Source organism: Blastochloris sulfoviridis (assembly GCF_008630065.1).
Classification (GTDB): domain Bacteria; phylum Pseudomonadota; class Alphaproteobacteria; order Rhizobiales; family Xanthobacteraceae; genus Blastochloris; species Blastochloris sulfoviridis.
On sequence record NZ_VWPL01000017.1, the window covers coordinates 1 to 25,608 of the forward strand.

General features: G+C 66.8%; 22 protein-coding genes and 1 tRNA gene. 9 read left to right on the top strand and 14 right to left on the bottom strand.

The window, feature by feature from the left end; all coding sequences use genetic code 11:
- Positions 1-227: 227 nt before the first annotated feature.
- From F1193_RS10540 to F1193_RS10550, 3 genes are all read right to left on the bottom strand, one after another.
- Entirely contained in the window at positions 228-1,904 is a 1,677-nt protein-coding gene (locus tag F1193_RS10540; RefSeq protein ID WP_150097650.1) for an NAD+ synthase, read from the bottom strand.
- A gap of 150 nt (positions 1,905-2,054) precedes the next feature.
- A complete protein-coding gene (locus F1193_RS10545) occupies positions 2,055-2,411 on the bottom strand; it encodes a diacylglycerol kinase (protein WP_342781809.1) in 357 nt (118 codons plus the stop codon).
- A gap of 177 nt (positions 2,412-2,588) precedes the next feature.
- Positions 2,589-3,974 (bottom strand): class II 3-deoxy-7-phosphoheptulonate synthase, encoded by a 1,386-nt coding sequence (locus F1193_RS10550; protein ID WP_150097651.1) that lies wholly within the window; start codon positions 3,972-3,974, stop codon positions 2,589-2,591.
- Between the two features lie 518 nt (positions 3,975-4,492).
- Here F1193_RS10550 and F1193_RS10555 point away from each other — a divergent pair.
- From F1193_RS10555 to F1193_RS10565, 3 genes are all read left to right on the top strand, one after another.
- On the top strand, positions 4,493-4,726 hold the full coding sequence (locus F1193_RS10555; RefSeq protein WP_150097652.1) for a hypothetical protein: 234 nt from the start codon (positions 4,493-4,495) through the stop codon (positions 4,724-4,726).
- Positions 4,727-4,977: 251 nt separating this feature from the next.
- Complete coding sequence (locus tag F1193_RS10560; RefSeq protein WP_150097653.1) at positions 4,978-5,832, top strand: archaeosortase/exosortase family protein; 855 nt, start codon at positions 4,978-4,980, stop codon at positions 5,830-5,832.
- Positions 5,829-6,356, top strand: a complete 528-nt coding sequence (locus F1193_RS10565) for a hypothetical protein (RefSeq protein WP_150097654.1) — start codon at positions 5,829-5,831, stop codon at positions 6,354-6,356. The genes F1193_RS10560 and F1193_RS10565 overlap by 4 nt, the downstream gene beginning before the upstream one ends.
- A gap of 29 nt (positions 6,357-6,385) precedes the next feature.
- Here the strand turns inward: F1193_RS10565 and gor are convergent, their stop codons facing one another.
- The 4 genes from gor to rpiA all read right to left on the bottom strand — a co-directional run bounded on the left by gor (position 6,386) and on the right by rpiA (position 10,006).
- On the bottom strand, positions 6,386-7,750 hold the full coding sequence (gene gor, locus F1193_RS10570) for a glutathione-disulfide reductase (protein ID WP_150097655.1): 1,365 nt from the start codon (positions 7,748-7,750) through the stop codon (positions 6,386-6,388).
- 407 nt (positions 7,751-8,157) lie between these two features.
- On the bottom strand, positions 8,158-8,712 hold the full coding sequence (locus tag F1193_RS10575) for a DUF2059 domain-containing protein (RefSeq protein WP_150097656.1): 555 nt from the start codon (positions 8,710-8,712) through the stop codon (positions 8,158-8,160).
- Positions 8,713-8,747: 35 nt separating this feature from the next.
- Positions 8,748-9,281 (bottom strand): DUF2059 domain-containing protein, encoded by a 534-nt coding sequence (locus F1193_RS10580; RefSeq protein WP_170263524.1) that lies wholly within the window; start codon positions 9,279-9,281, stop codon positions 8,748-8,750.
- An 8-nt stretch (positions 9,282-9,289) separates the two neighbouring features.
- On the bottom strand, positions 9,290-10,006 hold the full coding sequence (gene rpiA / locus F1193_RS10585) for a ribose-5-phosphate isomerase RpiA (protein ID WP_246164303.1): 717 nt from the start codon (positions 10,004-10,006) through the stop codon (positions 9,290-9,292).
- Positions 10,007-10,141: 135 nt separating this feature from the next.
- On the opposite strand from rpiA, the gene F1193_RS10590 reads away from it, so the two are divergent.
- Positions 10,142-10,819 carry an HAD family hydrolase gene (locus F1193_RS10590; RefSeq protein ID WP_210247350.1) on the top strand — a complete coding sequence of 226 codons (678 nt, stop codon included), beginning with the start codon at positions 10,142-10,144 and terminating at the stop codon, positions 10,817-10,819.
- Positions 10,820-11,069: 250 nt separating this feature from the next.
- A complete protein-coding gene (locus tag F1193_RS10595; RefSeq protein ID WP_150097660.1) occupies positions 11,070-12,860 on the top strand; it encodes a methyl-accepting chemotaxis protein in 1,791 nt (596 codons plus the stop codon).
- Positions 12,861-13,432: 572 nt separating this feature from the next.
- Here F1193_RS10595 and F1193_RS10600 read toward each other — a convergent pair.
- From F1193_RS10600 to F1193_RS10610, 3 genes are all read right to left on the bottom strand, one after another.
- On the bottom strand, positions 13,433-13,729 hold the full coding sequence (locus F1193_RS10600; protein ID WP_246164306.1) for a high-potential iron-sulfur protein: 297 nt from the start codon (positions 13,727-13,729) through the stop codon (positions 13,433-13,435).
- Between the two features lie 64 nt (positions 13,730-13,793).
- Positions 13,794-16,280, bottom strand: coding sequence for an MtrB/PioB family decaheme-associated outer membrane protein (locus tag F1193_RS10605; RefSeq protein WP_150097661.1), 2,487 nt, complete (start codon positions 16,278-16,280; stop codon positions 13,794-13,796).
- Between the two features lie 275 nt (positions 16,281-16,555).
- Positions 16,556-18,019: a DmsE family decaheme c-type cytochrome gene (locus F1193_RS10610; RefSeq protein ID WP_246164307.1), complete on the bottom strand. Its 1,464-nt coding sequence runs from the start codon at positions 18,017-18,019 to the stop codon at positions 16,556-16,558.
- A gap of 837 nt (positions 18,020-18,856) precedes the next feature.
- Here F1193_RS10610 and F1193_RS10615 point away from each other — a divergent pair.
- A tRNA-Val gene (locus F1193_RS10615) sits at positions 18,857-18,931 on the top strand.
- Positions 18,932-19,259: 328 nt separating this feature from the next.
- Here F1193_RS10615 and F1193_RS10620 read toward each other — a convergent pair.
- From F1193_RS10620 to F1193_RS10635, 4 genes are all read right to left on the bottom strand, one after another.
- Entirely contained in the window at positions 19,260-19,460 is a 201-nt protein-coding gene (locus tag F1193_RS10620) for a hypothetical protein (RefSeq protein WP_150097663.1), read from the bottom strand.
- Positions 19,461-19,473: 13 nt separating this feature from the next.
- Positions 19,474-20,136 (bottom strand): acyl-homoserine-lactone synthase, encoded by a 663-nt coding sequence (locus tag F1193_RS10625; RefSeq protein WP_150097664.1) that lies wholly within the window; start codon positions 20,134-20,136, stop codon positions 19,474-19,476.
- 87 nt (positions 20,137-20,223) lie between these two features.
- Positions 20,224-20,961 (bottom strand): LuxR family transcriptional regulator, encoded by a 738-nt coding sequence (locus tag F1193_RS10630; protein WP_150097665.1) that lies wholly within the window; start codon positions 20,959-20,961, stop codon positions 20,224-20,226.
- A gap of 404 nt (positions 20,962-21,365) precedes the next feature.
- Entirely contained in the window at positions 21,366-21,782 is a 417-nt protein-coding gene (locus tag F1193_RS10635) for a DUF2177 family protein (protein ID WP_150097666.1), read from the bottom strand.
- Positions 21,783-22,339: 557 nt separating this feature from the next.
- Here F1193_RS10635 and F1193_RS10640 point away from each other — a divergent pair.
- The 3 genes from F1193_RS10640 (at position 22,340) to F1193_RS10650 (ending at position 25,375) form a co-directional block, all read left to right on the top strand.
- Positions 22,340-24,187, top strand: coding sequence for a heavy metal translocating P-type ATPase (locus F1193_RS10640; protein WP_150097667.1), 1,848 nt, complete (start codon positions 22,340-22,342; stop codon positions 24,185-24,187).
- A 455-nt stretch (positions 24,188-24,642) separates the two neighbouring features.
- On the top strand, positions 24,643-24,924 hold the full coding sequence (locus tag F1193_RS10645; protein ID WP_150097668.1) for a BrnA antitoxin family protein: 282 nt from the start codon (positions 24,643-24,645) through the stop codon (positions 24,922-24,924).
- A 139-nt stretch (positions 24,925-25,063) separates the two neighbouring features.
- Positions 25,064-25,375 carry a hypothetical protein gene (locus tag F1193_RS10650; protein WP_150097669.1) on the top strand — a complete coding sequence of 104 codons (312 nt, stop codon included), beginning with the start codon at positions 25,064-25,066 and terminating at the stop codon, positions 25,373-25,375.
- Positions 25,376-25,608 lie beyond the last annotated feature (233 nt).

The window sequence follows — 25,608 nt, forward strand, 5'->3', positions numbered from 1 at the left end:
GGTTAGCTCCTGGGGTCATTCCTCCCCCCCCGCTTTGGGGGTGTGGGGGCCGCGCTATCTATTCCCGGCGGGGGGGGGGCGGGGCCAATTCTCCAGCCTACGCCATATCTACCCCTCACCCGGCTCGACCTCGCTTCGCTCGGTCTCGCCACCCTCTCCCGCAAGGGGAGAGGGAAGAAGCGGCTCCCGGCCAGCGGTTGTTCCGCGCTGATCGGCTGGAAACCGTGTCACCCCGCCGCGTCCGGCCCCGGATCGCGGAAGCGGTTGGTGATGGGGTAGCGCCGGTCGCGGCCGAAGTTCTTCTCGGTCACCTTGACGCCGGGCGCCGCCTGCCGGCGCTTGTATTCGGCCAGCATCAGCATGCGCTCGACGCGGCGCACCGTCTCGACATCGTGGCCGGCGGCGGCGATGTCAGCGATCGGCATCTCCTTCTCGACCAGCCGCTCCAGGATGTCGTCCAGCACCTCGTAGGGCGGCAGCGTGTCCTGGTCGGTCTGGTTGTCCTTCAGTTCGGCAGTCGGCGGCCGGTCGATGATCGCGTCCGGGATCACCTCGCCGTCCGGGCCGAGCGCGCCCGCCGGCTTCCAGCGGTTGCGCAGGCGCGACAGCCGCCACACCTCGGTCTTGTAGAGATCCTTGATGGGGTTGTAGCCGCCGTTCATGTCGCCATAGAGCGTGGCGTAGCCGGTCGACATCTCGCTCTTGTTGCCGGTGGTCACCACCATCGACCCGAACTTGTTGGAGACCGACATCAGGATGGTGCCGCGGGCGCGCGACTGGAGGTTTTCCTCCGTCACATCGCGCGGCCGGCCGGCGAACAGCGGCTTGAGCGCCGCCTCCAGCCCCTCGACCGCCGGGGCGATCGGCACGATGTCGTAGCGCACGCCCAGCCGGGTGGCGATGTCGGCGGCATCCGACAGCGACTGGTTGGACGTGTAGCGATAGGGCAGCATCACGCAGTGAACGCGCTCGGGCCCCAGCGCGTCCACCGCCATCGCCGCGCACAGCGCCGAGTCGATGCCGCCCGACAGCCCCAGCACCACGCCGGGAAACCGGTTCTTGTCGACATAGTCGCGCAAGCCCAGCACGCAGGCGGCGTAATTGGCCTCGTCCTCGGCCGGCACGCCGGCATTCGGCCCCTGCCAGCAGCGCCAGCCGGTGGCGGTCCTGGTCCAGCGGGTGAGCGCGACGGTCTCGGCAAAGGCCGCAAGCTGCGCGGCCGGCGCCCGGTCGGCATTGAGCACGAAGGAGGCGCCGTCGAACACCAGCTCGTCCTGGCCGCCGACCTGGTTGAGATAGGCCAGCGGCAGGCGGGATTCGCTGATGCGCACCGCCACCACCGCCCGGCGCTGCTCGGCGACGGTGCGGCGATAGGGCGAGCCGTTCGGCACCAGCAGGATCTCGGCGCCGGCCGCGGCGAGGTGCGCCACCGGCTCGGGGCCCCAGATATCCTCGCAGATCGGCAGGCCAATGCGCGCGCCGCGCAGTTCGACCGGCTCCGGCAGCGGCCCCGGCACGAACACCCGCTTCTCGTCGAACACGCCATAGTTCGGCAGGTCGGCCTTGAACCGCAGCGCGACGATGGCGCCGCCATCGAGCACCGCCACCGCATTGTGGAGCCGCCCCGCCTCCACCCACGGCGTGCCCACGATCAGCGCCGGACCGCCATCCGCCGTCTCGCTGGCCAGCGCCGCGATGGCGGCGCGGCAGGCGGCGAGAAAGGCCGGCTTGAGCACCAGATCCTCGGGCGGATAGCCGGCCAGGAACAGCTCGGAAAACAGCACGATCTCGGCGCCGCCGGCCGCGGCCTCGGCGCGGGCGCGCCGCACCTTCTCGGCATTGCCGGCGATGTCGCCGACCGTGGGATTGAGCTGGGCTAGGGCGATGGCGAGGGTCTGGGGCATGGCTCACGTGTACGCCGCGCGCCCGCTCGCCTCAAGAGCGCAATCTGGGCAGGAGCGGACCCCGGCCTCGCGACAGAGACCGCGGAAGATCAATGGCTTGCGGCCACGATCCGACTCGATCCGTCAGGTCGCTTCACAATCCAAGCCGTTTCACAAACCAAGCCGCACGGCGATGGCGGCAGCCCACACCAGCAGCGCCACCGTCAGCGCGAACGACACCGCGGTCGAGCCCATGTCCTTGATCATGCCGATGTGCGGATGGCGCTCGGGCGTGACGTGGTCGGCGAGCTTCTCGATCGCGGTGTTCAGCATCTCGACCGCCAGCACCACCAGGAGCGCCGCGATCATCGCCACGAACCAGCCGATCGACGGCGACAGCAGCCAGCCCACCGGCAGGGCGAGGGCGAGCAGCACCATCTCCTCGCGCACCGCTGACTCGGTGCCGAGCGCGGCGGAAAGCCCGCGGATGGAGTTCAGCGTCGCGCGGTAGAGGCGGTGCACGGCCATCCCCGAAATGCCCGTCGATGCCTCGACATAGCATCGCGGCGGGGATCGGCCAATTTCGGCCTCGTCACCCCGGCCGAGCGGAGCGGGAGCCGGGATCATCATCCGGAAAAGGTCCCCTTTCTGCAAACGGTCCCGGGTCGCGCAGCTTCGCTGCTTGCCCGGGACGACGCGTGAGGGTTACTCCGCCGCCTCGACGTGCGGCCGGGTCTTGCCGTTGCGGGCCTTCTTGAGCAGGTCGGCGATCAGGAACGCCAGCTCGATCGCCTGCTCGGCATTGAGGCGCGGATCGCAATAGGTGTGGTAGCGGTCCGACAGGTCGTTCTCGCTGATGGCACGGGCGCCGCCGGTGCATTCGGTGACGTTGCGGCCGGTCATCTCCAGATGCACGCCGCCGGGGTGCGTGCCCTCGGCCGCGTGCACCGCGAAGAACCCCCTCACCTCCTGCAGGATCAGGTCGAACGGCCGGGTCTTGAAGCCGGTTCCGGCCTTCACGGTGTTGCCGTGCATGGGATCGCACGTCCACAGCACGGCGCGGCCTTCCTGCTTCACCCGGCGCACCAGGGCCGGATACTGCTCGCCGATCTTGTTCGCGCCATAGCGGGCGATGAGCTGGATGCGGCCGGGCTCGTTCCCCGGATTGAGGATGTCGAGCAGCTCCATCAGCCCATCGGCCGAAAGCGTCGGGCCGCACTTGAGGCCGATCGGGTTCTTGATGCCGCGGCAGTACTCGACGTGCGCGCCCTCCGGCTGGCGGGTGCGGTCGCCGATCCACAGCATGTGGCCGGAGGTGGCGTACCAGTCGCCGGTGGTGGAATCGACCCGGGTCAGCGCCTCCTCATAGCCCAGCAGCAGCGCCTCGTGGCTGGTGTAGACGTCGGTGGTGCGCATCTCCGGATGCGTCTCGGGATCGATGCCGCAGGCGCGCATGAAGTCGAGCGCCTCGGTGATGCGGTCGGCGAGCTGCTGGTAGCGGGCGGACTGCGGGCTGTCCTTGACGAAGCCCAGCATCCAGCGGTGCGCGTTCTCCAGATTGGCGTAGCCGCCGGTGGCGAAGGCGCGCAGCAGGTTCAGCGTCGCCGCCGACTGGCGGTAGGCCGAGATCTGGCGGCGCGGATCGGGCACGCGCGCCTCGGGCGTGAAGGCGATGTCGTTGACGATGTCGCCGCGGTAGGACGGCAGCTCGACGCCGTTCAGCGTCTCGGTCGGCGCCGAGCGCGGCTTGGCAAACTGGCCGGCGATGCGGCCGACCTTCACCACCGGCACCGCGCCGGCAAAGGTCATCACCACCGCCATCTGCAGGAAAACGCGAAAGAAATCGCGGATGTTGTCGGCCGTGTGCTCGGCGAAGCTCTCGGCGCAATCGCCACCCTGCAGCAAAAACGCCTCGCCCGCCGCGACCTTCGCCAGCGACTTCTTCAGCTTGCGGGCCTCGCCGGCGAACACCAGAGGCGGAAAGGAGGCAAGCTGCGTCTCGGTGGCCGCCAGGGCGGCCTGGTCCGGATAGTCCGGCACCTGCACGATCGGCTTGTTCCGCCAGCTCGACGGGCTCCAACGCTCAGCCATGTATCCAATCCTGACACCGCCACGGCGGAAGCGCCACGGCGGCTGCGTGCTTATACACCAGGGGTGTGCCCTGCAAAATCATACGGGATGCTTAGAGCCTTCTCCGCAGGCATCGAATCCGGCCACGCCCGATAAAGCGCGCCCCCCGAACGGCTTGGCGCCGTTTCCGCAGACGCCGGGTGGACCCGGATCGCCGAAGGGCGCCGCCTCAACGCCTTGGAGCGCCTTCATGCAGATCCACAGGACCGTCAATGACGGCAGCCGCCGGCGCTGACTCAAATCCTCAAGAGGCGCGCCGATCCTCCTGACGGGACTCGGATATGGCCGGGGCGGCGGCCGGGCGGCGGCGCGAAGCATTGCCGGCTTACCTTCCGCCGCGACACCAAAGGACTCCTTTTTGCGCGCATGTCACCCTCGCTTGGTTGCGATCATTTGTATTACCTAAGAGTTGCAACCGATTGACACCAGAAATTGCGCTGGCTAGAAATTCAACCGTCATTAGCTAGGAGCCGTCAATCATGGCGAGAAGTTCTTTGGTTCTTTGCTTGCTCCTGAACTTGGCGTTGGTTTCGCCGGCAGGTGCGTGGGGCTTTCATCCGGGCAATCCAGATCGCCCTCATGATCGCTTTCATGACCGTTCTCACGGCCATCCTCGCGGCGCGCCTGGTCCCGACGTCGACATCGGCCTGATCGGCCTGGCGATGGTTGGGGTTGCGACGGTCGTCGCGCTCCGCCGCAAGGGCAAGAACTGATCGCGAACGTTCGGGCCGGACGGAACCGTCATGCCCGAAGCTGCAACCGAGCTTGCGCAGGCTGCGTGATTTCGCCTGCGCCTGCAACCGAGCCTGCGCGGGTCGCATGAATCCGCCTCTCGCGGGCATGCACGGCCAGAAATGTCTTTTGGAACAAAGATGTGGATGACCGAGACAAGGCCCGGCCATGACGGCTGCGGTTCAAATTCAGAGGCCGCTGCCATAAGCAGCCGAACTGATCCAGTCTTGCCGTGACCGAGTGGAACGGACGTCCCAGCAACAGCACCCTGCGCAACAGCCTGTTTCGCGACAGGCATGTTCTGCTGATATTCCTGTGCTGCGTCGTTGTCGCGGTTGCGTGGCCGCGCGGGCAAAGAGTCTCCGATTCAATCGATGTTTCGAACTTTCTCGTCGACGCGGCGGCGGTCGGCGCCGGTGAACTGGTCGCCCTCACCGCCCTGTTTGTCGTCATCCAGCGGTTTCGCGACGACGTCCTGCTGTCGGCTCGCGACAATTGGCTCCTGGCCGCCGCAAGCTTTCCGATCGCCCTGGCCCCGCTGCACGCCGCCAGTGCGGCGATGGCGGCGGTCGGGCTCGCCTTCGCGTTCCGGAAGGACGCGCGGCTGGCGGCGGTCGGCCAGCTTCTTCTGGCGCTGGCCTCCTACGAGACCTTTGGTCCGCTGATATTCCGGCTGGTCCTGCCGCTCGTTCTCGCGTTCGAAGCCAGCCTTGCCGGCCACCTGCTGTCGCTGTTCGGCGACTTCACCCGCGACGGCGACATGATCGTGGCACCGAACGGTCACGCCATCTTCATCGAGGTGCCGTGCTCTTCGTTCCACAACCTGACATTCTCGATGCTGCTGTGCATGTCGCTGCTGAAGATCGAGAAGCTGACCATTTCCCGTTCGGATGTTCCGTTGTTCCTGGCCATGGCAGGCATCACCATCGTCTTCAACCTGACCCGGATCGGGCTGATGGCCCAGTCCGTGGCGTATTACGAGTTCTGGCACGACGGGCTCGGCGTCAAAATCTATTCGGTCGGCCTGCTGGCTTGTCTTGTCGCAACCTACGGCCTGTTCCGTCCTTCGACGGCTGCCCAAACATGACGGCGCGGACGGTTGCCGCCGCCGCCATCGCCCTTGCCGCCCTGACAGGATTCTTGAGCAAGCTCGCCGACACCGTCTGGCGTCCCAAAGTGACGGCATCGCTGGATCTGCCGCCGGGGACGACGCTCGGCCCCGAGCCGGCCGCGCTCATCGTGACATCGATTGTCTCGTCGCCCGCCGTCGGGGTCGAGATGCAGGCCCCCGGCTGCGACAAATCGATTTTCGGATTTCCATTTTCAATGCTGGTCGTCACCGGTCCGGGCATTGTCGAATATCAATACCGGAGCCAGGGATATGTCGTCGTCGATGCGCTCTATGGCGAGATCATTCCGGAGAATTCGTACCACGTCCGGCTCATCTACTATGCGAGAGCCGCCACGGAGAGGATATACCTCTCAACGGCGCCCAGCATGATGCCGTTCTTCATCCGGTTTGCCGTGCCCCAATCGTGCAGGCTCAGCCCATCCACGCTGGAGACCGCCTCGCGCGAGCTGGTGGATGCAATTCTCCGCGAGCGAGACTGACGCGCATTCCAGGTGCGCAGGAAATAGCCTCACCCCGGCTGCCACTTGGTGCGCAGCGTCACCAGCTCCTCGGCGGCTGAGGGGTGCAGCGCCATGGTGGCATCGAAGTCGGCCTTCTTCGCCCCCATCTTCACCGCGATCGCCAGGCACTGCACCATTTCGGCCGCCGCCTCGCCGATGATGTGGACGCCGAGCACCCGGTCGCTCTCGCCATCCACCACCAGCTTCATGAACACCTTGGTGTCGCGGCCGGAGAGCGTCGCCTTCATCGGCCGGAAGCTCGTCTTGTAGATGTCGATCGGCGCGCCGCCCGCCCGCGCCTCGGCCTCGGTGGCGCCGACGGTGCCGATCTCCGGCTCGGTGAATACGGCCGTGGGGATGGCGCCGTAGTCGACCGCCTCCAGCCGGCCGCCGAACAGCCCATCGGCCACCGCGTGGCCCTCGCGGATGGCGACGGGGGTGAGCGCGACGCGGCCGGTGACGTCGCCGACCGCGAAGATATGCGCCACGCTGGTGCGCGAGACCGCATCCACTGCCACCGCGCCGCGGGGGTCGAGCGCCACGCCGGTGTTCTCCAGGCCGAGCCCGCTGGTGTTGGGCATGCGCCCGGTCGCCGCCATCAGCAGGTCGGCCTCGATCTCGTCGCCGCCGGCAAGCTCGATACGCAAACCGGCATCCGCGCGCGCCGCCGCCCGGATGGTCTCGGACAGGCGGAAGCGGATGCCCTGCGTCTCCATCTCCTTCTGGATCGCCAGCCGGATGTCCTCGTCGAAGCCGCGCAGCACTCGCTCGCCGCGGTGGACCACCGTGACCTCGGCGCCGAGCCCCTTGAAGATGCCGGCGAATTCCAGCGCGATATAGCCGCCGCCCTGCACCACCACCCGCCGCGGCAGGCGATCGAGATCGAACGCCTCGTTGGAAGTGGCGGCAAGCTCGCAGCCGGGGAACACCGGCCGGATGGGATGGGCGCCGGTGGCGATCAGGATGTTGCGGGCGCGGATGCGCCGGCCGGAGCCCTTGAGCAGGACCGTGTGGTCGTCCTCGAACACCGCGCGTTCGGCAATGACCGTGACACCGGCCCGCTCCAGATTGGCGCGGTAGATCTTCTCCAGCCGGGCGATCTCGCGATCCTTGGCGGCGATCAGCGCCCGCCAGTCGTGCGCCGGCGTGCCGAGGCTCCAGCCGAAGGCCGCGGCGTCCTCGAACGCGTGGTCGAAGCGCGCGGCATAGACCAGCAGCTTCTTCGGCACGCAGCCGCGAATGACGCAGGTGCCGCCGACCCGGAACTCCTCGGCCACCATCACCCTGGCGCCGTAGCCGGCGGCGATGCGCGCCGCCCTGACCCCGCCGGAGCCCGCCCCGATGACGAAGAGATCGGCGTCGAATTCGCTCATGTTCGCCTCAAGGGGGAGGATGTCTCCTGCGGAAACCGGCCGATCACGCCGGAAGCCGCCTCATGAGGTTTCCAGATGATCCGCTCGGCTTCTTTCTTCCCTCTCCCCTTGTGGGAGAGGGTGGCGAGACCGAGCAAACGCGAGGTCGCGCCGGGTGAGGGGTAGATACGACAAACTCTGGAAAATTCACCCCTCACCCGCCTCGCGATCTGACGATCGCTCGGCACCCTCTCCCGCAAGGGGAGAGGGAAGAAGGGCGGCACCCAGCCGCCAGCTAGAGCGTCCGCCGATCTGATTGGATCCGGCGGACGCTCTAGGTTTTTGTTTTATCGCATTTTCATTCGCAAAACCGGTATCCACTTATGCGGAAAATGCTCTATTTGGCGCCGATCACGCCGCAGCGCGCCTCAGAGCTTGAGATCCTTGCCCGACGCCTTGAGCCGCGCGGCCGCCGCCTTCACCGCCTCGGGGGCGGCACGGCGCGTCCATTCCTGCAGCGCCTCGGGCATCTTGGTGCCGAGCTGCGGCTGCTTCTTGATGATCGATTGGCCGACCGGCGTCGAATAGAAGGTCTTCAGCGCGATCAGCTCGTCCTTGGTGTAGATGTCGAGCAGCACATCGACCACCGCCGCCTCGATCTCGGCGGCGCGCTTGAGCAGGAATTCCTCGAACAGCGCGTCGGAGAACGCGTTCATCGTATCGTTGCTGGCGCCGGGGTTCCTCTGGCGCACATTTCGTACGATCTGTTCGGAGATCGCCGGCAGCGCGCGCGACAGGCTGGCCGCCAGCTCGGCCGAGCGGGCATAGTCGCGGGCGATCGCCACGACCTGCGGATCGCGCGGCGCTGCGGGCTGCGCCGGCTGCTGCTGGGCCAGGACCGGCGCCGGCACCATGGGCGCGGCAAGGCAGGCCACGGCAAGACAGGCCACCGCCGCCGCGAACACGCGAGTGCGAACAGTCATCATCTTTCCCTCGACTTCGCTGCGCTGCGAACCACTCAGAGCTCGTGACCCTTCTTGCGCATCTCGACGCGCATCCGCGCCACCATCTGTTCGGAGAGCTTGGCGCTCCAGGCCTGCATGCGCTGGAAACTGTCCTGCAGCACCGCCGGCAGCACCGAGATGAACTTCCTGCCGGTCGGCGACTGGTAGAACGTCACCAGTTCGCGCAGTTCGGCCTCGGTGAAGCGCGAGGCGTAGGCCAGCGCGATGCCGTCGACCACCTCGGTGCGCTGGGCCAGGAATTCCGGCCGCAGGCTGGCCGCCACTTCGGCCAGCGGCGCTGCCAGATCGGGGTTGGTGACGACGAACATGTTGCGGGCCTGTTCGAGATAGGCCGGCACCATGTCGTCGATGGCGCGCAGCGAGCCGTTCAGCTCGATCAGCTCGCGCGCAAGCTGAACCTGGGCCGCAGACGGCTTGGCGGCCACGGCCTGCTGCGCGGCGGCCGGCTGCGACGGGGCGAACGCCGCCACCGCCAGGCCGAGCGCGAGAAACCCGCCTCGCAGGGTGGGCGCAGACAGAGAGGGCATGTGCATTTTCAAGACTCCGTGTTGGCCGATCGCGTCAGCACCTGCACGCCGCCGTCTCCGGCAACGATGGCCTTGGTCGCCAGCCCTATGAACAATCCGTGCTCCACCACCCCGGCAATCCCGGCGAGCCCGCAAGCCAGCGCCGCGGGATCGGGGATGGCGCCGAACCCTGCATCGAGGATGAAGTGGCCCCCATCCGTGACAAAAACGTGGCCATCCCGGGTCCGCAGGCGGACTTCGCCCTTGAGACCCTGCGCCTCGGCAAGGCGAAGGACCGCGCGCCGCGTCGCCTCCGCGCCGAACGGCACGATCTCGATCGGCAGGGGAAAACGGCCGAGCGTGCCCACCAGCTTCGCGGCGTCGGCGATCACCACCATGGCGCCGGAGGCGGCCGCCACGATCTTCTCGCGCAGCAGCGCGCCGCCGCCGCCCTTGATCAGCGCCAAATCCGGGCCGATCTCGTCGGCGCCGTCGACCGTCAAATCGAGCTCGGGCATGTCGTCGAGCGTGGCAAGCGTGAGTCCAACCTGACCGGCCAGCGCCGCCGTCGCCTCGGAGGTCGGCACGCAGCGCACGTCGAGCCCGCCGCGCACCCGCTCGCCGAGCAGCTCGACGAAGGCATTGGCGGTGGAGCCGGTGCCGAGGCCGAGCCGCATGCCGGGCTTCACCTCTTCCAGCGCGCGCGCCGCGGCGGCGCGTTTCAAGGCCTCGCTGTTGGCAGCCATCGGTTCCCCCTCCCCTGTCATTGTTCTCGCCTTGCGCGCATCGGGCTTTAGCACGGTCGCTCCACGACAGCCACGCCAGGCTGGACAGGCCGCCGCCAAGCCGCGATAGGAAGGGCTCCCCAACTGGATGAACCGATGTCCGCGCCCCCGATCGCCGTTTTCGACCTTGATGGAACCCTTGTCGACACGCTGCCCGACCTGATCGACGTGCTGGCCGACACGCTGGCCAGCCTCGGCCTGCCGCCATTATCGATCGCCGAGGGCCGGCGGCTGGTCGGCGCCGGCATCAAGCCGCTGATCGCCCGCGCCTTGGCCGAGCTTGGCCGCGACACCGACCCCGCCGAGCTTGAGCGCATCTATGAAGACTATGTGGAGGCCTACGCCGCGCGCATCTCGCGCCTGTCGCGCCCCTTCCCCGGCGTGACCGGCGCCCTCGACCGGCTGCAGGCCCAGGGGTTCCGCTTCGCGGTCTGCACCAACAAGGTGACCGCGCTCTCCATCAAGCTCCTGACCGAGCTTGAGCTGATCGACCGCTTCGCCATGGTGGCCGGCTACGATACGTTCCCGGTCAGGAAGCCCGATCCCGGCCACCTCCTCGGCGCCATCGCCGGGGCGGGCGGCGATCCGCGCCGCGCGGTGATGGTCGGCGATTCGAAGACCGACGTCGCCACCGCCCGCAACGCGGCGCTGCCGGTGGTGGCGGTGAGCTTCGGCTACACCGACGTGCCGCCCGAGGCGCTGGGCGCCGACCGGCTGATCGACCATTACGACGCCCTGCCGCAGGCGATCGCCGACCTGCTGCCGAAGGCTTAGAGCATTCTCCGCAAAAGTGGGAACCGGTTTTGCGAAAGAGAATGCGACAACTCAAAGAGTTGGAGCGGTCGCGTGTCCGCCGGACCGGCGGGCACGCACTGCAGCATCTCGTACACGGCTACCGCTAAGGCGGAATTAACCTTGGTTCGTCACATTGGAAACTGGACGACCGGGCGCATGCCCGGGCTTCGCGCGCGTCAAGCCAAGTATCGAGCCAAGCTTCAAGCCAAGTTTCGAGCCGAGCCAAGCCATGCTGAAACTGACGTTCCGACGGCGGCCCGCCGCCGCGGCTCTCCCCGAGGTCGCAGCCCCCGAACTCGCCGCGTCCCAAGCCGCGCCTGCCGCGGCCGACGGCGAAGACGGCATGGCGCTTCGCCTCGCCCGCATGCGCGAGGCACTCGATCTGGTGGAGGCGGACCTTGCCGTGCTGATCGGCGACGTCACCTCCGGTACCGACACGGTGCGCTCTGGCCTGCGCGCCACCACCGAAGCCCTGGGCGAGATCCGCGACCATTCCAGCCGCATCGCCGACCTCGCCCGCAAGGCCAATGCCGACGCCTGCCAGCTTGCCGCCGCCACAGAGGAACTGGCGGCTTCCTCCGGCGAGATCGGCCGCCAAGTCGACGAGGCCGGCCGGCTGACCGGCCAGGCCACCGAAGCGGCGGCCGAGGCCAGCCGCTCGGTCGACGGGCTGAAGACCTCGTCGAACGAGATCGGCCAGGTGGTCGGGCTGATCGCCTCGATCGCCAAGCAGACCAATCTCCTGGCGCTCAACGCCACCATCGAGGCGGCCCGCGCCGGCGACGCCGGCCGCGGCTTCGCGGTGGTGGCGCAGGAGGTCAAGGCGCTCTCTGTCGAGACCCAGAAGGCGACCGAGGAGATCGCCCGCAAGATCGACGGGCTGCAGTCCGACGCGGCAAGCTCGATCGACGCGGTGAACCGCATCACCGGCGCCATCGGCGCCATCCGCCCGGTGTTCACCGCCATCGCCGCCGCGGTCGAGGAGCAGGTCGCCACCGCCGGCGAACTGTCGCGCACCGCCGCCGAAACGTCTTCCTTCGTCACCCGCGTCTCGGACGGCGCCGCCGAGACCGAGGCCGCCGCCAACCGCATCTTCGACCGCGCCCGCCATATCGACGATGCCAGCGCGCGCGTCGCCGGGCTGGCCGACAAGCTGCGCGCCCGCCTGGTGGTGGTGCTGCGCACCAATGAGATCGGCGACCGCCGCCGCTTCGACCGCCTGCCCTGCGAACTGGCCGCCCGGCTCGATACCGGCGGCCGCATCGTCGACGGCCACACCCTCGATCTGTCCGAAGACGGCGCGCTGCTCCGCGCCAACGCCCCGGAGGCGGCCGCGGCCGTCCGCCAGGGTGCGGCGGGCGAGCTCGACCTTGCCGGCATCGGCCGGCTGCCGGCCCGCGTCGTCGCCACCTCCCCGCTCGGCCTCCATCTACAGTTCGTCCGCACGCCGGAGGCGGTACGGAGCGTCATCGACGCCAAGCTCGCAATCATCCGCACCGAGAACGAGGCGGCGGTCGCCAATGCCCGCGCCATGGCGGACGAGATCCAGGTGGCCTTCGAGGCCGCGATCGCCGACGGTCAGACCACCATCGAGGCGCTGCTCGACAATGCGGTGTCGCCAGTGCCGGGTACCGACCCGCCGCAATTCACCGCGCGGGCGCAAGGCCTGCTCGAAACCATCCTGCCGCCGATCCAGGAGCGCTATCTCAAGTCCAACCCCGCGCGGGCCTTCGCCATCACCTGCGACCGCAACGCCTTCGTGGCCGTGCACAACACGGTCTATTCGCAGCCGCAGCGGCCGGGCGAGCGCGACTGGAACGTCGCCAACTGCCGCAACCGGCGCTATTTCGACGACCGCACCGGCCTCGCCGCGGCGCGCAACACCCGGCCCTATCTGCTGCAGGTCTATGCCCGCGACATGGGCGGCGGCAAGACGGTGATGATCAAGGAAATCGACGTGCCGATCCGCATCCAGGGCAAGCACTGGGGCTCGGTGCGCCACGGCTACAGGATGGGGTGACGGACGCCACCGGACGGGGCGACGGGGCGATCGGCCCGTTTGTCCCGGCCCGCGCATGGCGTGGCGGGATCGTCTTTCTCCTTGCCGCGTCATCCCGGACGGCGCGCAGCGCCGATCCGGGATCGTCCTCCGGAAATACCGTCCCTCTTCTGCAAACGGTCCCGGGCCGCGCAGCTTCGCTGCTCGCCCGGGAGACCGAGTCATACCAACGGCGGCGATCGCCGCCGTTGGTTCTGCTTGCGAGTTTTCGCTAAATCTTTGATTTCCCGAAAGAAAATCCGCGAGAACCAACGGCCCCACGCGTCAGCGTTCGGGGCCGTTGATATAACGTGGCGGCCCGTCCGAAAAAAAGCCCCGGCGCAAACGGCGCGCGCCGTTCGGCCGAGGCTCGAAGTTGGTTGCCCTCATCGTCCCGGCCAGCGTGAGCGAGACCCGGGACAGTTTTTGAAAACACCGCGCCTCGCATTGCGCACGGCCCGGCGCGTCCGGCTCATACGGCTTCCGGCCGATCCTTTCGGGCGACCGGAAACCGCATGACGCCGCCCGGTCGAGGCGCGACGAGGCGGCCGGGCTCACGCCTTCTTGGCGTAGAGACGGCACCAGCCATTGGCGGCGATCTTGCCCTCCACCACCTGGCACGAGGCCGGGGCGACGAACATGCGGCAATTGTCGCAGCGCTGCGCGCCCTTGGGCGACTCCTGATAGCCCGAGGCCTTGTGGCTGGCCTTCTTGGCGACCTGGGCCTCGGCGTCGGTGGCGGCAAGGCCGATCGCAGCGCCCGCGCCCAGCACGTAGGCGCTGCAGACGAGCATGTCGCGGCGCGACAGCCGGCGGGACTTGGTGGTGGCATCCATGATCTTGGCATCCATGGGTCTTCCTCCTCCGTTTGATGGCCATTCCGGCCTGGTTATTGGTCGAATACGTTAGACAACTTCACCATTTCACCGCCAGCGACGCGGCGATCAGATGTGAGGTGTAATTGGGATTGTAGGCGGCCATGGAGATGTTGCGCACCATGTTGCCATCGACGAGATACATGTACGGCGTCGTCCAGTCGTTCTGCCAGTTTGTGACCTGGTTCTGCTCCCAGCTGTAGCGAAGCTTGACGTAGACATCGCCAACCAGCCCGACCTTGGTGACGAACTCCGGATCGACGTGGTATTTCAGAATGGCATCCAGGCGCTGATAGTCGTTCTTCACCGTCGGGAACGGCTGGCAGGCGCTGTTGACGGCGGCAAGGCATTGGCTGCTGTCGGTGTAGGGCTGCGCAGTCCAGTTCTCCTTGCCGTGGGCGTAGGCGTAGTTGAGCTTGAGTTCGAGCTTATCGGGAATGAGCTCGACGTTCGCCGACGCGATATAAGTGTCGACGTTCTCGTCCATGTTGCTGAAGAAATATCCAACACCCGGCGACATGACCGTCGGATCCTGGTAGCTCATCGTACCCTGGCTGCCATACAGATCACGATCGAAATTCTCGTGGACGTAAGCGAGCATCAGCGTCGTGCCGGGTGCGAACGAATAGGCGACCTCAATGCCGACATTCCAGCTATTATCCTTGGTCAGGCCAAGTTCGCCTGTTTGGCCAGTGCCATAATTCTGATAGATATTGAAAGGATTGGTCTCGTAGTCATCGAAGCGCAGGCCGGCGGTCGGGGTGATCGTCAGCCGCTCGATGCCCGACCATTCCAGCAACACATTGGCCTTCTGGCGGTTGCGGTCGGCCATGGTGAACTTCCGCATCAGCAGGTTGTTCACAGTAGTATCGACGCCGTCGTATTGGTAATAGGCGACCGATGCCAAGTCGTAATTGTTATAAGTCCGTCCGGCATACAGGTAGCTGGAGCGCAGACGCGTGTCATCGCCAAGTCGCGCGTCGAGAAACACCTTGCCGCTGAATTCATTGGTGACGTCCACGGAGCGTCGTCCGCGATCGTACTGCTCCCAGCCGACCGCGCCGCCGATGGTCAGGTTCCTGCTGGGGCGCCAAGTCAATTCCTCCGAAGCGTTTTGCTTGGTGTAGGAATAGGCCAAGTTGCGGCGGCGGAGCGCGACGTTGGAGGCATCCTCCTGCACGTATTGTGGCCAGTATATTTCCGGCGTATTATTGTTGTTATCATAATAACGATAGCGCAGCGTCGACTTGACATCCTTGCCGAGCCGGGTGGAGACGACGTTGTTCACCAGCAGCGTGTCCACCTTGGCGTCGGCGCTGTCCGTCGGCATGGTGCCGATCCCGAGGGCGGGATTGGGATTGATCGTGCGGTCGATGAACGCATCGTCCTGCCGCATCATGGTGTAGGACACGGTGCCCATATATCGGCTCTTGCCCGGCAGATCGACGCCGGCCGTGGTGGCGAAATTGTAGGCCTGGTTGTCGGGCGACAGGCTGACGCGGCCGCAGCGCGGATAGGTGTTGTTGGCTGTCGTCAACGCGCAGTTGGGGGACGAGCCGGGATTGGTGGCTGAGAACGGATTTTCGAACGTGAAGGAGTCGAAGTCGTTCTGATAGGACGACACGCTGGCCGAGGTGCGGACATTGAACTTGCCGCCCCACGGCGTTTCGTCGGCATACTGGCCCGACAGCTTGGCGTTCTGGGTGGTGTCGGCCACCGGCGCCGGCAGTTGCACCATCTGCTGAGCGCCCATGCCGCCGATGATCGCACCGGCGACCTGGGTGCCTTCGCGCCGCTCGTGCGAATAGTCGGCGCGCACATCCCAGTTCTGGTTCGGCGTCCAACGCTGCATGGCGGCGAACTTGTCGCGCTCGATGCCAATGTCGATGGTTTTGAGGTTGCCCTGGAGCGCGTTATAGATCGCCGTATTGGAGGCAAGGCCGCTATTGGCGATATTGCCGACCCATACCGGCGTGGTGAGGAAGTTCGTGCCGACACCCTCCCAGATGCTCTGGGCCGAGGCGCTGTAGAGGTGTGGGATCTGGTCCCAAGAATAGGTGCCGTAGAACTCACCGGCCTTCGACCAGTCGAAGACGAAGCGTTGGTTGTTGTTGCCGACATTATCGCCGCGGAAGTCGGCGAAGTAATCGCCGTCCTTGGTCTGTGCACTGATGTCAATCTTCTCCAGAAACAGGCCGGGGCTGATGTTGCCGTATTCCTCGAACTTGGCGCGATTGTCGCGGTCGGTATTGAAGATCGGCGACGGCTGCCCGCCCATCAGTGGATCGGTGCTGGTGCCGGCCGCGGTTGGCGGACCGGCCGGCAGAATCCCCGGCAGCGCGTAGCTCGGCGGCCGCTCAATGAAGGCGCGGAACCCAGCCTCGATCTCGCCCGAAATGTTCACGCCGCCATGTTCCTCGGCCTCAGCCGGAACCGCCGGTTCTGCGGCCAAAGCGCCCCGCGAAAGGGCTGATCCGGCCGCGATCAGCAGCACGCTGGTCAGCGCCATTCCCCCGTTGACCTTCATCACCCCCTCCTTCCCGCCAGCGCCGCACTTGCGCACGCATGCTACGTTTTCCCCATGCCCCGGCGGCTCGCCTTCGGCGGCCACTCTTGAGTGCTGTTGGCGGCCCGCCCCCTTGGCCGCGGTCTTCCCGGCGGCATGTCGAAGGCAGCCGCAGTCACCCGGCGGCCTGCCGATGGGTGGCCGCTTCTCTCAGCGTCGTGGAGGTCGAGGCCCGGCCGTACCGCGCCTCGGAGTTGCCGCCCGCCGCGCTGCGGGCAGCGCCGGCCGGCACCGCGTCAGCGGTGCCAGCGCGCGCCGGACGGGCTGTTCGAGCCGTGAATGTTCGTGTGGCAGTTCTGGCAGGAACTGCCGACCGCGTAGCGCAGGGCGTTGGCGGTCGCTCCGAGCACACCGAGGCCAGCCTGATTGTGCCGATTGGTATGGCAGCGCTGGCACAGCCGCTCGCGCGCCACCACCAGAAGCTTGTCGTGCATCGAGCCGTGCGGTTCGTGGCAGTTCAGGCAGTTTTCGCGAACCGGCGGATGCTCGAACAGGAACGGCCCGCGCTTCTCGGCGTGGCAGGTGTAGCAGGTGTCGTTGACCGTATCGCCCTTCAGCATCGCCTCGGTGGCCGAGCCGTGCGGATTGTGGCAGTTGGCGCAGGTGATCTTGCCCTCGCGGATCGGCATGTGCGCCGTGCGCAGCGATTGCGCGCGCCGGTCCTTGTGACACTGGAAGCAGGTGTCCATCACCGACGTCTTGGCGAGCTGGAAGCGCGGCGTCGTCTTGCGCATCACGGTGTGGCAGTCGACGCAGGCGACGTCGCGGTTCTCGTGCGTCGAGCCGCGCCAATAGGTCTGCTCGCCCTTCTCGTGGCAGCTCAGACATACACCGTTGGCGTCGGCCACCGAGAAGCGCGGGTCGGTCTTGCGGAAGGAGCGGATGTGGCCGGCCTCGCGGCCGCCGCCGGCATTGACGTGGCCGGAGCCCGGCCCGTGGCAGCTTTCGCACTCCATCTTGCCCTGGGGCGTCGCCTTCCCGGACAGGATGTTGCGGCCCATGATGGTCTTGGAGAATTCGTCGAACAGGCCGGCGTGGCACGTCTCGCACGGCTTGGAGCCGACATAGTAGCGCCCCTCCGGATCATCCGGCGCCGGCATGACCATCAGGGCGTGCCCTTCGGCCGCCGCCGCCGCCTTCGCCCGCTTCTTCGGCTTCGGCGCCGGCTGCGCGACGTCCGCCTGCGCGACCACGATCGGCTGGTCCGCCGCGCCAACCCCCTCGGCCGTCGCGTGGTCGGCTGCCAAGTGGTCGGCTGCCAAGTGGTCGGCTGCCAAGTGGTCGGCTGCCCCTTGGACCGCCGAATCGGCCCCGTCACCCTTCAGGCCATGGACCTTGAGGCCATGACCCTTCGAGCCATGACCCCTCGAGCCATGCCCCGTCGAGCGATCACCCTTCAGGCCATGACCCTCAAGGCCGGTCCCGGCTGGCCCGATACCGGCATGCGGAGAAGCTTTCCCGGCGCCTGCGCGCTCCGACAACGCGCCGTGGGCGGCGGTCGCCGCCGCCGCGTGGCCGGCGCCGGCCACGTCGCCCGCCACAACCTGCGGCACGCTCAACCCGACGTCGCGGGCATAGTCCGCCAAGGCCCGGTATTCGGCCATGAAGTCGCCACGGATGGCCCCGCCGGCATGCGGCGTCTCCGCCTCCACGGTGACCGCACCGAGCCACGCCGCGCTTCCCAGCACGACCAGCGCCACGGCTGATTTTTTTGATATACGAAATACTGAATACGATTTTCCGAAAGCCGAGCGTCGCCACCGGCTCCAACAGCCTGACAAATCCATTCTTTTAATCCCCCCAACCCCAAAGAACGCCAGCCAGCGTGACGCTGTCCGCCCCCGCGGATTGCCTTTTGAGAAACGGCTATTTTTCTTGTGTTGAAATCGGTACCAGTCAGGCGGTTACATCGGCAACCGAAAACTTGCCGCAATGACCGCCATGCGTATTCGTCCGGATAGCAACTTTCGGCAAGCGCGAGATCGGTACCGCACCGCAACATGGCGGCCCCGGCGCGCACGGCTGCTATCACAGGGCGAACGACAGAGGATGGCCACCACGGGCGGACATCGCTCGCCGCATGGCCAGCGCCGCACCGCATCACGGCGATCTCCGGCCGGCGACCCGGCCGTTTCGCCGGATCGTCGAATCACACCGCTTCCGGCTGATCCGGTTTCCGGCCGACCAAGCCTTCGAGCCGTCGTCCGATCGCCGATAACCCCGCTATCGGAAGGCTCTTGCAGAACCGGCGGCGGGCCGCTTCCGGGATCCCGACGGGATCAACCTGAAACCGTATCATCCGGGCGGATTCGTCTGGCGGCATCGCCAACCAGGCGCCGCCCGCGGTACCCTCCCGCGGTACCCTGCGGCGCAGGGCGCGCTGCGTTACGGTAACGGATTCCGAGCGACCTCTGGCTGGCGGTCGGCGCCCTCATTGGCTTGGCGTGCGCCGCCGGCGCAACGTCACCGCACATCGCCGCCAGCATCGTTCTTGACACCGCTCGGCCGCCCCCCCTAGAAAGCACTTCCGCTTCGGCGGGCGCGTAGCTCAGCGGGAGAGCACTCCCTTCACACGGGAGGGGTCACAGGTTCAATCCCTGTCGCGCCCACCATTTTTCCTCAACCCATCCGGTCGATATATCCGTCCAGCGACACGCATCGACGACCCCCAAGGGTCGCGATGACCTGGAGCGGCGGCATGTCGGTGGTTTCTTAATGCCAGTGGGCGCAGGGGTGGCCGCTGGTCCCGGTTGCGGAGTCGCGCGAAATCTTTGATTTCGGATGAGAAAATCCGCGGGAGTCGACCGCCCCACGCATCGGCGTCCGGGGCCGCTCGTACAATACGATTCTCGGGCTCGATCAGCCGGAAACCGTAGGATCGTCCGGGCTTCGTCTGGAAGGCTTCGAGCGCCGATCCGATAGGTCGGACCGGCGCGCGCTTTAATTGAGGCTCTTCCTGGTCTCGTCGCTCGGCCGGTGCGCGTGGGCCTGTTCGAGCTCAAGGCGGGCCATGGAGAGGCAATAGCCGGCGACGCTGCTCACGCGGCGCGCCTCATCCTCCAGATACGCGATAATCTGCACAAGAGACATCGTGCTCAGGTGCTCGAACAGCAGGCGAGCGTCGCGTCCATCTTCCGACATGTCTGATAATCCCCTACGTATCAAGATGATGAACCACGGGCTGTCGCAAGCCGCGCCGCGTCAGGACTGAGCCTTCGATCCCGAAACACTTCCTCGTGTTGGCCAGAACCTCGTCATCGACTTTGAACAAGAAGGCATTGCACCATTCACCCTCGATCTGCGTCGGCAATCCGAGCGGTTCGACCTTCCATCCCATCTCGAGGAAGCGCGGGGTCCACCACATCTCGCCGACCGCGCTGATGGCCGAGATGCCCTCGTCCAGCGCGAATTCGAAGATCCCGCACAATACCTCGCCGAGCGCCCGGCCGCCGGCCGCCTTTGCCGTCCCAGCAGCGCCGTTGGCACCACGTTGGTCCTTGGCGACGAAAATGCGCGTCCATTCGAACACATCGGCACGGCGCGGCACGCCGCGCGGCGCCAGATAGGGGAAGACCTCGCTCAGCAAATGCGGCTGCATCGAGGGAATGAGACGCGAGCCGCCGAGCAGTTTTCCCTTGTCGATCGAAAGAAGATAGATCGCATCGAGCGTGTCGAACTGGTCGATCTCTAACGGAACAGGCCGGTCGAGAGCCAGCCATTGCCGGTCACGCACATAAATATCGTAACGAACACGGAAATGTTGCGTCAGCTCCCCTTCGTAAAGATGCCTGTTCCGGCTGGTAATGACATGGATCATTACACCACTCCACTCGTTTCAAGCAGGGTAGCGCTCGCCATGATCGATGTCGCCTGTAAGAAATTACAGGAGATCTTTGCATATGCTTCAGCTAATGGAAATCTCGCCGAGCGTGATCGCCCGCGCCACGGCATGGGTGCGCGACACGGCCTGCAGCCGCTGCGCGGCCGTCGTAACATGATAAGTTACAGTCCGCTCGGAAATGCCGAGGATGCAGGACGTTTCCCACGCCGTCTTGCCAGCTGCCGTCCAGCGCAGAACCTCACGCTCACGATCGCTGAGAAGCCGCTTCGTCAGCGCCTTCTGGCCGGCGTGCAGACGCACCGCCCGGGCATGGGCGAACATGCCGACGAGATGGATCATCCGCCGCACATTGGGGCTCAGCTCCGGCTTGTCGCCGGCCACCGACACGCAGGCCTGCACGCTCCGGCTGGTCAGGATCGGCACGACGAAGCCGTCCCGCATGCCGACGCTCGCGGCCTCCGCCATGACCTGCCGCGCCCGCGGCTGACGCTCGGGGTCGACCGGTGCCTCGCCCCAGGTGAACGGATCGATCTGCGTGCGGCCAGCCTGGGCCACCGGATCGTCGCGGTAGAAATCCTTCTCAATGTAGCGCTCGTGCCAGCCAGCCGGCCAGCTATTGATCAGGAAGAACGGCGTCGGATCGGCGGGCGGATCGGGCAGCCCGGTGATCAGCACGACGCCGAACCCGAATGGATCCAGGCAGGAACGAAAGGTCTCGATCAGCTCGCGCGAACCAGACACCTTCTCGAGGCGTTCGACCGCCGTGAACGCCAGCCGAGCATGGTCAACCACGGATGCCATCGAGACCCCCAATTGTCACGGGATGATTAAACGCATCATTGGCCAAGCGCCATTCGGGCATGCCGCTTACGCCGCGCTTGGAGCGCCCACCAGCGTGTTTGGGACGCATAACAATAATGAACATGGATACAGCGTCAACAGCGGAAGACTCAAAGTCAATCACCAAGGTTCACGGACTGATCACAGCGCGAGCTTGACATTGATCACTGCAAATTGACCTTAAGTAATGTAGATCAGGCTTGCCCAGCGCACCTGCAAGTCTTTCCTAAGACGACTCGTCATAGCCGCAGCCCACCGAATCTCCTGCAGAAGATACCGCAACCCTCGGTTATTCGTCTACGCTATCTCTGCAATCTTTTGGTGTGAAAATGCGCTGGCCTCTCTCCCACGCCGACGCCATCGTCTCAGCCGACCGCACCGAATTGGCGGGCCAGATGGAAGCCCGCCCAGGCGCTCGCCGCCGTCACGGCCGTGCCCCAGGCGAGATCCACCATGGCCACCGCCGGCGGAAAGCCGCGCAGCGTCGCCAGATTGGTGAGGTCGTAGGTGGCGTAGGCGAACAGGCCGAACAGCGCGCCGTAAAGGAGCGCGGTGCCGGGCGCGTTGTCGGCGACGGCGGGCGCCATTGCGAAAATGACGATGCCGACGCCATAGAGCAGGTAGAAGGCCACAGCCGGCAGCAGAGCCGGCCGGTCGAGCAGCAACGGCCCGAGTTGCGACTGGTAGAAGCTGCGCGCCACCACCCCAAGCCACAAGAGATCGAGCGGCAGCATCACCACCAGCGCGCAGCCATAGAGAACAATCGCCTGCTTCACGCTCATGCCGCCCTCCCCTGCCCACCCGGCAGACCCGCATCACCAAATCCGTCCGACAAAGCCTGTATTTCGCAGTCTTGGCCGAAAAATCCCGTTTCCGAACAAGGGCTTTTCGCCGCCTCCGGCATCCCGGACGGATCACCCGGAAACCGTTGAATACCAACGGCCCCAAACGCTGATGCGTGGGGCCGTTGACTCTTGCGAATTTTCTTTAAGGAAATCAATGATTTCACGAAAATTCGCCAGCGGAGCCACCGGCCGGCTATCGCCGCCATTGATATAACGGCACAAGCCGCCGGCCGTTCCCGAACCATCCGTACCGATCGCCGCCGCCAACCGCGCGGAATTGTCCGCAAGCCATCGGTATATCATGTTAGGATAATTCCAAAGTGGTGGGTCAGGTGGCCACGCGCATCCCGAAACGCTCCCTTGCCGCTCCGTCTCGTACCCTGCTCCGCTTCGGAGTGCTGACACGTCCTCGCATTCGCGCGTTTTGCGCCAAAGCGGACGCAACGCCCCCCACCGTCGCGCTTGAGGCGTCCCGGCCGGCCGATCCGCCCCCGGTGCCCGATCTGGCTTCGGACGCCGCGCGGCCGTTTGCGCCCGTGCAGGCGGCGCGTATCGCCGTGGCGGCGCTCGCGGCCGCGGCAGTGTGGTTCGAAGTGTGGGAGCCGCTGGCGCCGCTCAGCCTCATCGGGGTGGCCGCGCTGATCTTCGCCGGCTGGCCGATCGCCAGGGAGGCGGCTTCGAACCTGCTCGCCCGCCGGATGACGATGGAACTGTCGATGACCATCGCCATCGTCGCCGCCGCCTCGATCTCGGAGTTCTTCACCGCGCTGGTGGTCACGGTGTTCGTGCTGGTGGCCGAGGAGCTGGAACGCCTCACCGCCGCCCGCGGCCGCCGGGCCATCGGCGACCTCGTCGAGTTCGTGCCGCGCGAGGCGCGGGTGCGCCGTGGCAGCGCCGTCGTCACCCTGGCGGTCGATGCCGTCGCGATCGGCGACCGGGTGCTGGTGATCCCCGGCGAGCGGATTCCGGTCGATGGCGCGGTGGTGGAAGGCCATTCCACGGTCGACCAGTCGCGCATCACCGGCGAGTCGATGCCGGCCGAGAAGACGGTCGGCAGCTTCGCCTATGCCGGCTCGATCAACCAGGACGGCGCCATCGAGATCGTGGTTGAGCGGGTGGGCCGCGACACCAGCTACGGCCGGATCATCGAGGCGGTCGAGAGCGCCGAGCGCTCGCGCGCCCCCGTGCAGCGCCTCGCCGACCGGCTCGCCGGCTATCTGGTCTATTTCGCCTTCGCCGCCGCCGCCACCACCTTCCTGGTCACCGGCGACGTGCGCGACACCATCTCGGTGATCATCGTCGCCGGCGCCTGCGGCATCGCCGCCGGCACGCCGCTGGCGATTCTCGGCGCCATCGGCCGCGCCGCCCGCATGGGCGCCATCGTCAAGGGCGGCATGCACCTGGAGACGCTGGGCCGCATCGATACGGTGGTGCTCGACAAGACCGGCACGCTGACCTTCGGCGAGCCGCGGGTGCAGGCGGTGCACGCCGCACCGGGCATCGCCGAGGACGAGGTGCTGCGGCTTGCCGCCGCCGCCGAGCTGCGCTCCGAGCACCCGCTGGCGCGCGCGGTGGTGCAGGCGGCCGAGGCGCGCGGGGTTGCGCTGGTCGAGCCGGCGGCCTTCACCAACACGCTGGGCCGCGGCATCACCGCCGAGATCGCCGGCGCGCAGGTGCTGGTCGGCAACCGCCGGCTGCTCGCCGAGACCGGCATCGCCGTGCCGGCGCCGCACGCGGCCGAAATCGGCTCCGAGGTTCTGGTGGCGCAGGCCGGGCGCTATCTCGGCCAGATCGTGCTGGCCGACCGGGTGCGCCCGGAGGCGCACGATGCGATTGCCGGCCTCACCGCGCTCGGCATCCGCACGCTGCTGCTCACCGGCGACAGCGCCGCCGTTGCGGATGCGGTGGCGCGCCAGATCGGCATCGCCGAGGTCGAGGCCGGCCTGCTGCCCGAGCACAAGCTGGCGCGCGTCGCCGCCCTGGTTGCCGGCGGACGGGTGGTGGCGATGGTCGGCGACGGCATCAACGACGCGCCGGCCTTGAGCCGCGCCGATCTCGGCGTCGCCATGGGCTCGGGCACCGACGTGGCCCAGGAGAGCGCCGACATCGTGCTGCTCGGCAACGATCTCCTCAAGTTCGTCGACACCGTGCGGCTGGCGCGCCGCACCCGCGCCATCATCTGGCAGAACTTCGCCGGCACCCTCGGCGTCGACCTCATCGGCATGGCGCTGGCGGCGGCAGGCTTCCTGTCGCCGCTCGTGGCGGCATCGATCCATGTCGGCTCGGAAATGGTGTTCCTGCTCAATTCGGCGCGCCTGTTGCCGCGCGGCTCCAACGGCTGACGGGCTGCTGGCGGTTTTTCACCTCATTGCCGATTGGTCGACGAGCGAGGCTCGACCGCGGCGGAATCGCGGCGTAATGTGGCCTTGCGCTGAGCGGCGGATCGGGCTGTTGTCCGCAGCGGATTCGTTTCGCGGCCTGCCGCAGCGCAACGTTCTCAGCCGTTGTGGGTGTGGCACCGTGCAGGACGGCCCGGTGCCCGTGCCCGCGGGCGTGCGCACCGGCGCGCGGGACCCGCGACAACGGATCTGTTCCACGCTCGGAGGCTTCCGGCGAGGACGTTCGGCACCGACGTCCGGCCCGGCCGCCCGAGCAGCTCTTTGCGAGTTGCCCTTGGCACGCTTTCCGCAAGACCGGAAGCCGGTTCTGCGACAGAAAACGCGCCAAATCAGGGGGTTAGAGCTTCCGGTTCAGTCGGACCGCTGAGGGCTCGAAGGCGCACAATCACGGAGGCCCGATGAACGGCAGCAGAACACGACGTCCGCTCGATGCGCGCAGCGCGGCCGAGGCGGCTTTCAAGGCCATCACCAACAAATCCCCTGCGCCGATCGAGCCGCGCGTCTCCGTCCGGCCGGTGCTGCCGGAATCGAAGGAGGTGTCGGTGCGGCCGGTGCTGCCGGAGGCCAAGGAGCAGGTGTCGCTGCGCCTCGATCAGGCCGTGCTCGACCATTTCCGCGCCGGCGGCCCCGGCTGGCAGGACCGCATCAACGCAGCGCTGCGCAAAGCCGCGGGCAAATAGAACATTCTCTGCAGGTGGGAACCGGTATTGCGAAATAGAATGCAACGAATCAACAACTTAGAGCGACCCGCCGATGCCGTCGGATCGGATGGCGCTCTAACCTTTACCGAACGTTCAGTGCCCACACCGGAGACCAGTCATGGCCGATGATAACAAGAGCAATCGCGACGGAGCGGGCAAACCCGGACTCCTGCAGTACGAACTCGACGCCCGCACCTTGCGCGAGAAGACCGAGCGACTGAAGGCCCTGCGGCTGGCGCGCGCTGCGGCCGAGCCGGGAGCCGATTCGAAGCCCGCCAAGATCCGCTCGGCCCCCCGCTCGGCCGGTTCGACGGCCGCCACCACCAAGGGCGGCAAGCGCACGTCGGGAAAATCCGGCAAGTCGGCGAAGTCGTCGAGCAGCCTCTCGGACTGGCTGAAGGACCAGGAGGCGCTGGGCCGCAAGCCCTGATCGCTCAAGGTGTTGCGGGCGCAGGCAAGGCCCCGGCGGCGGCGATTCGAATGGGGCTGGGCCTGACCGCCAGCGCACGCCGGGGCAGGAATGCCTCCGCGCAAGGCTTCCGGGGTTGAAGAACGCGGCGAAATATGGCGTTCATCCCTCAGCTGGGCCCGCGGCCGTGCCGTCCAGCCCGCACATCATTTGTATACCTTAAGGCTGCAAAGTTCTTCGTCGCGGACCGTCGT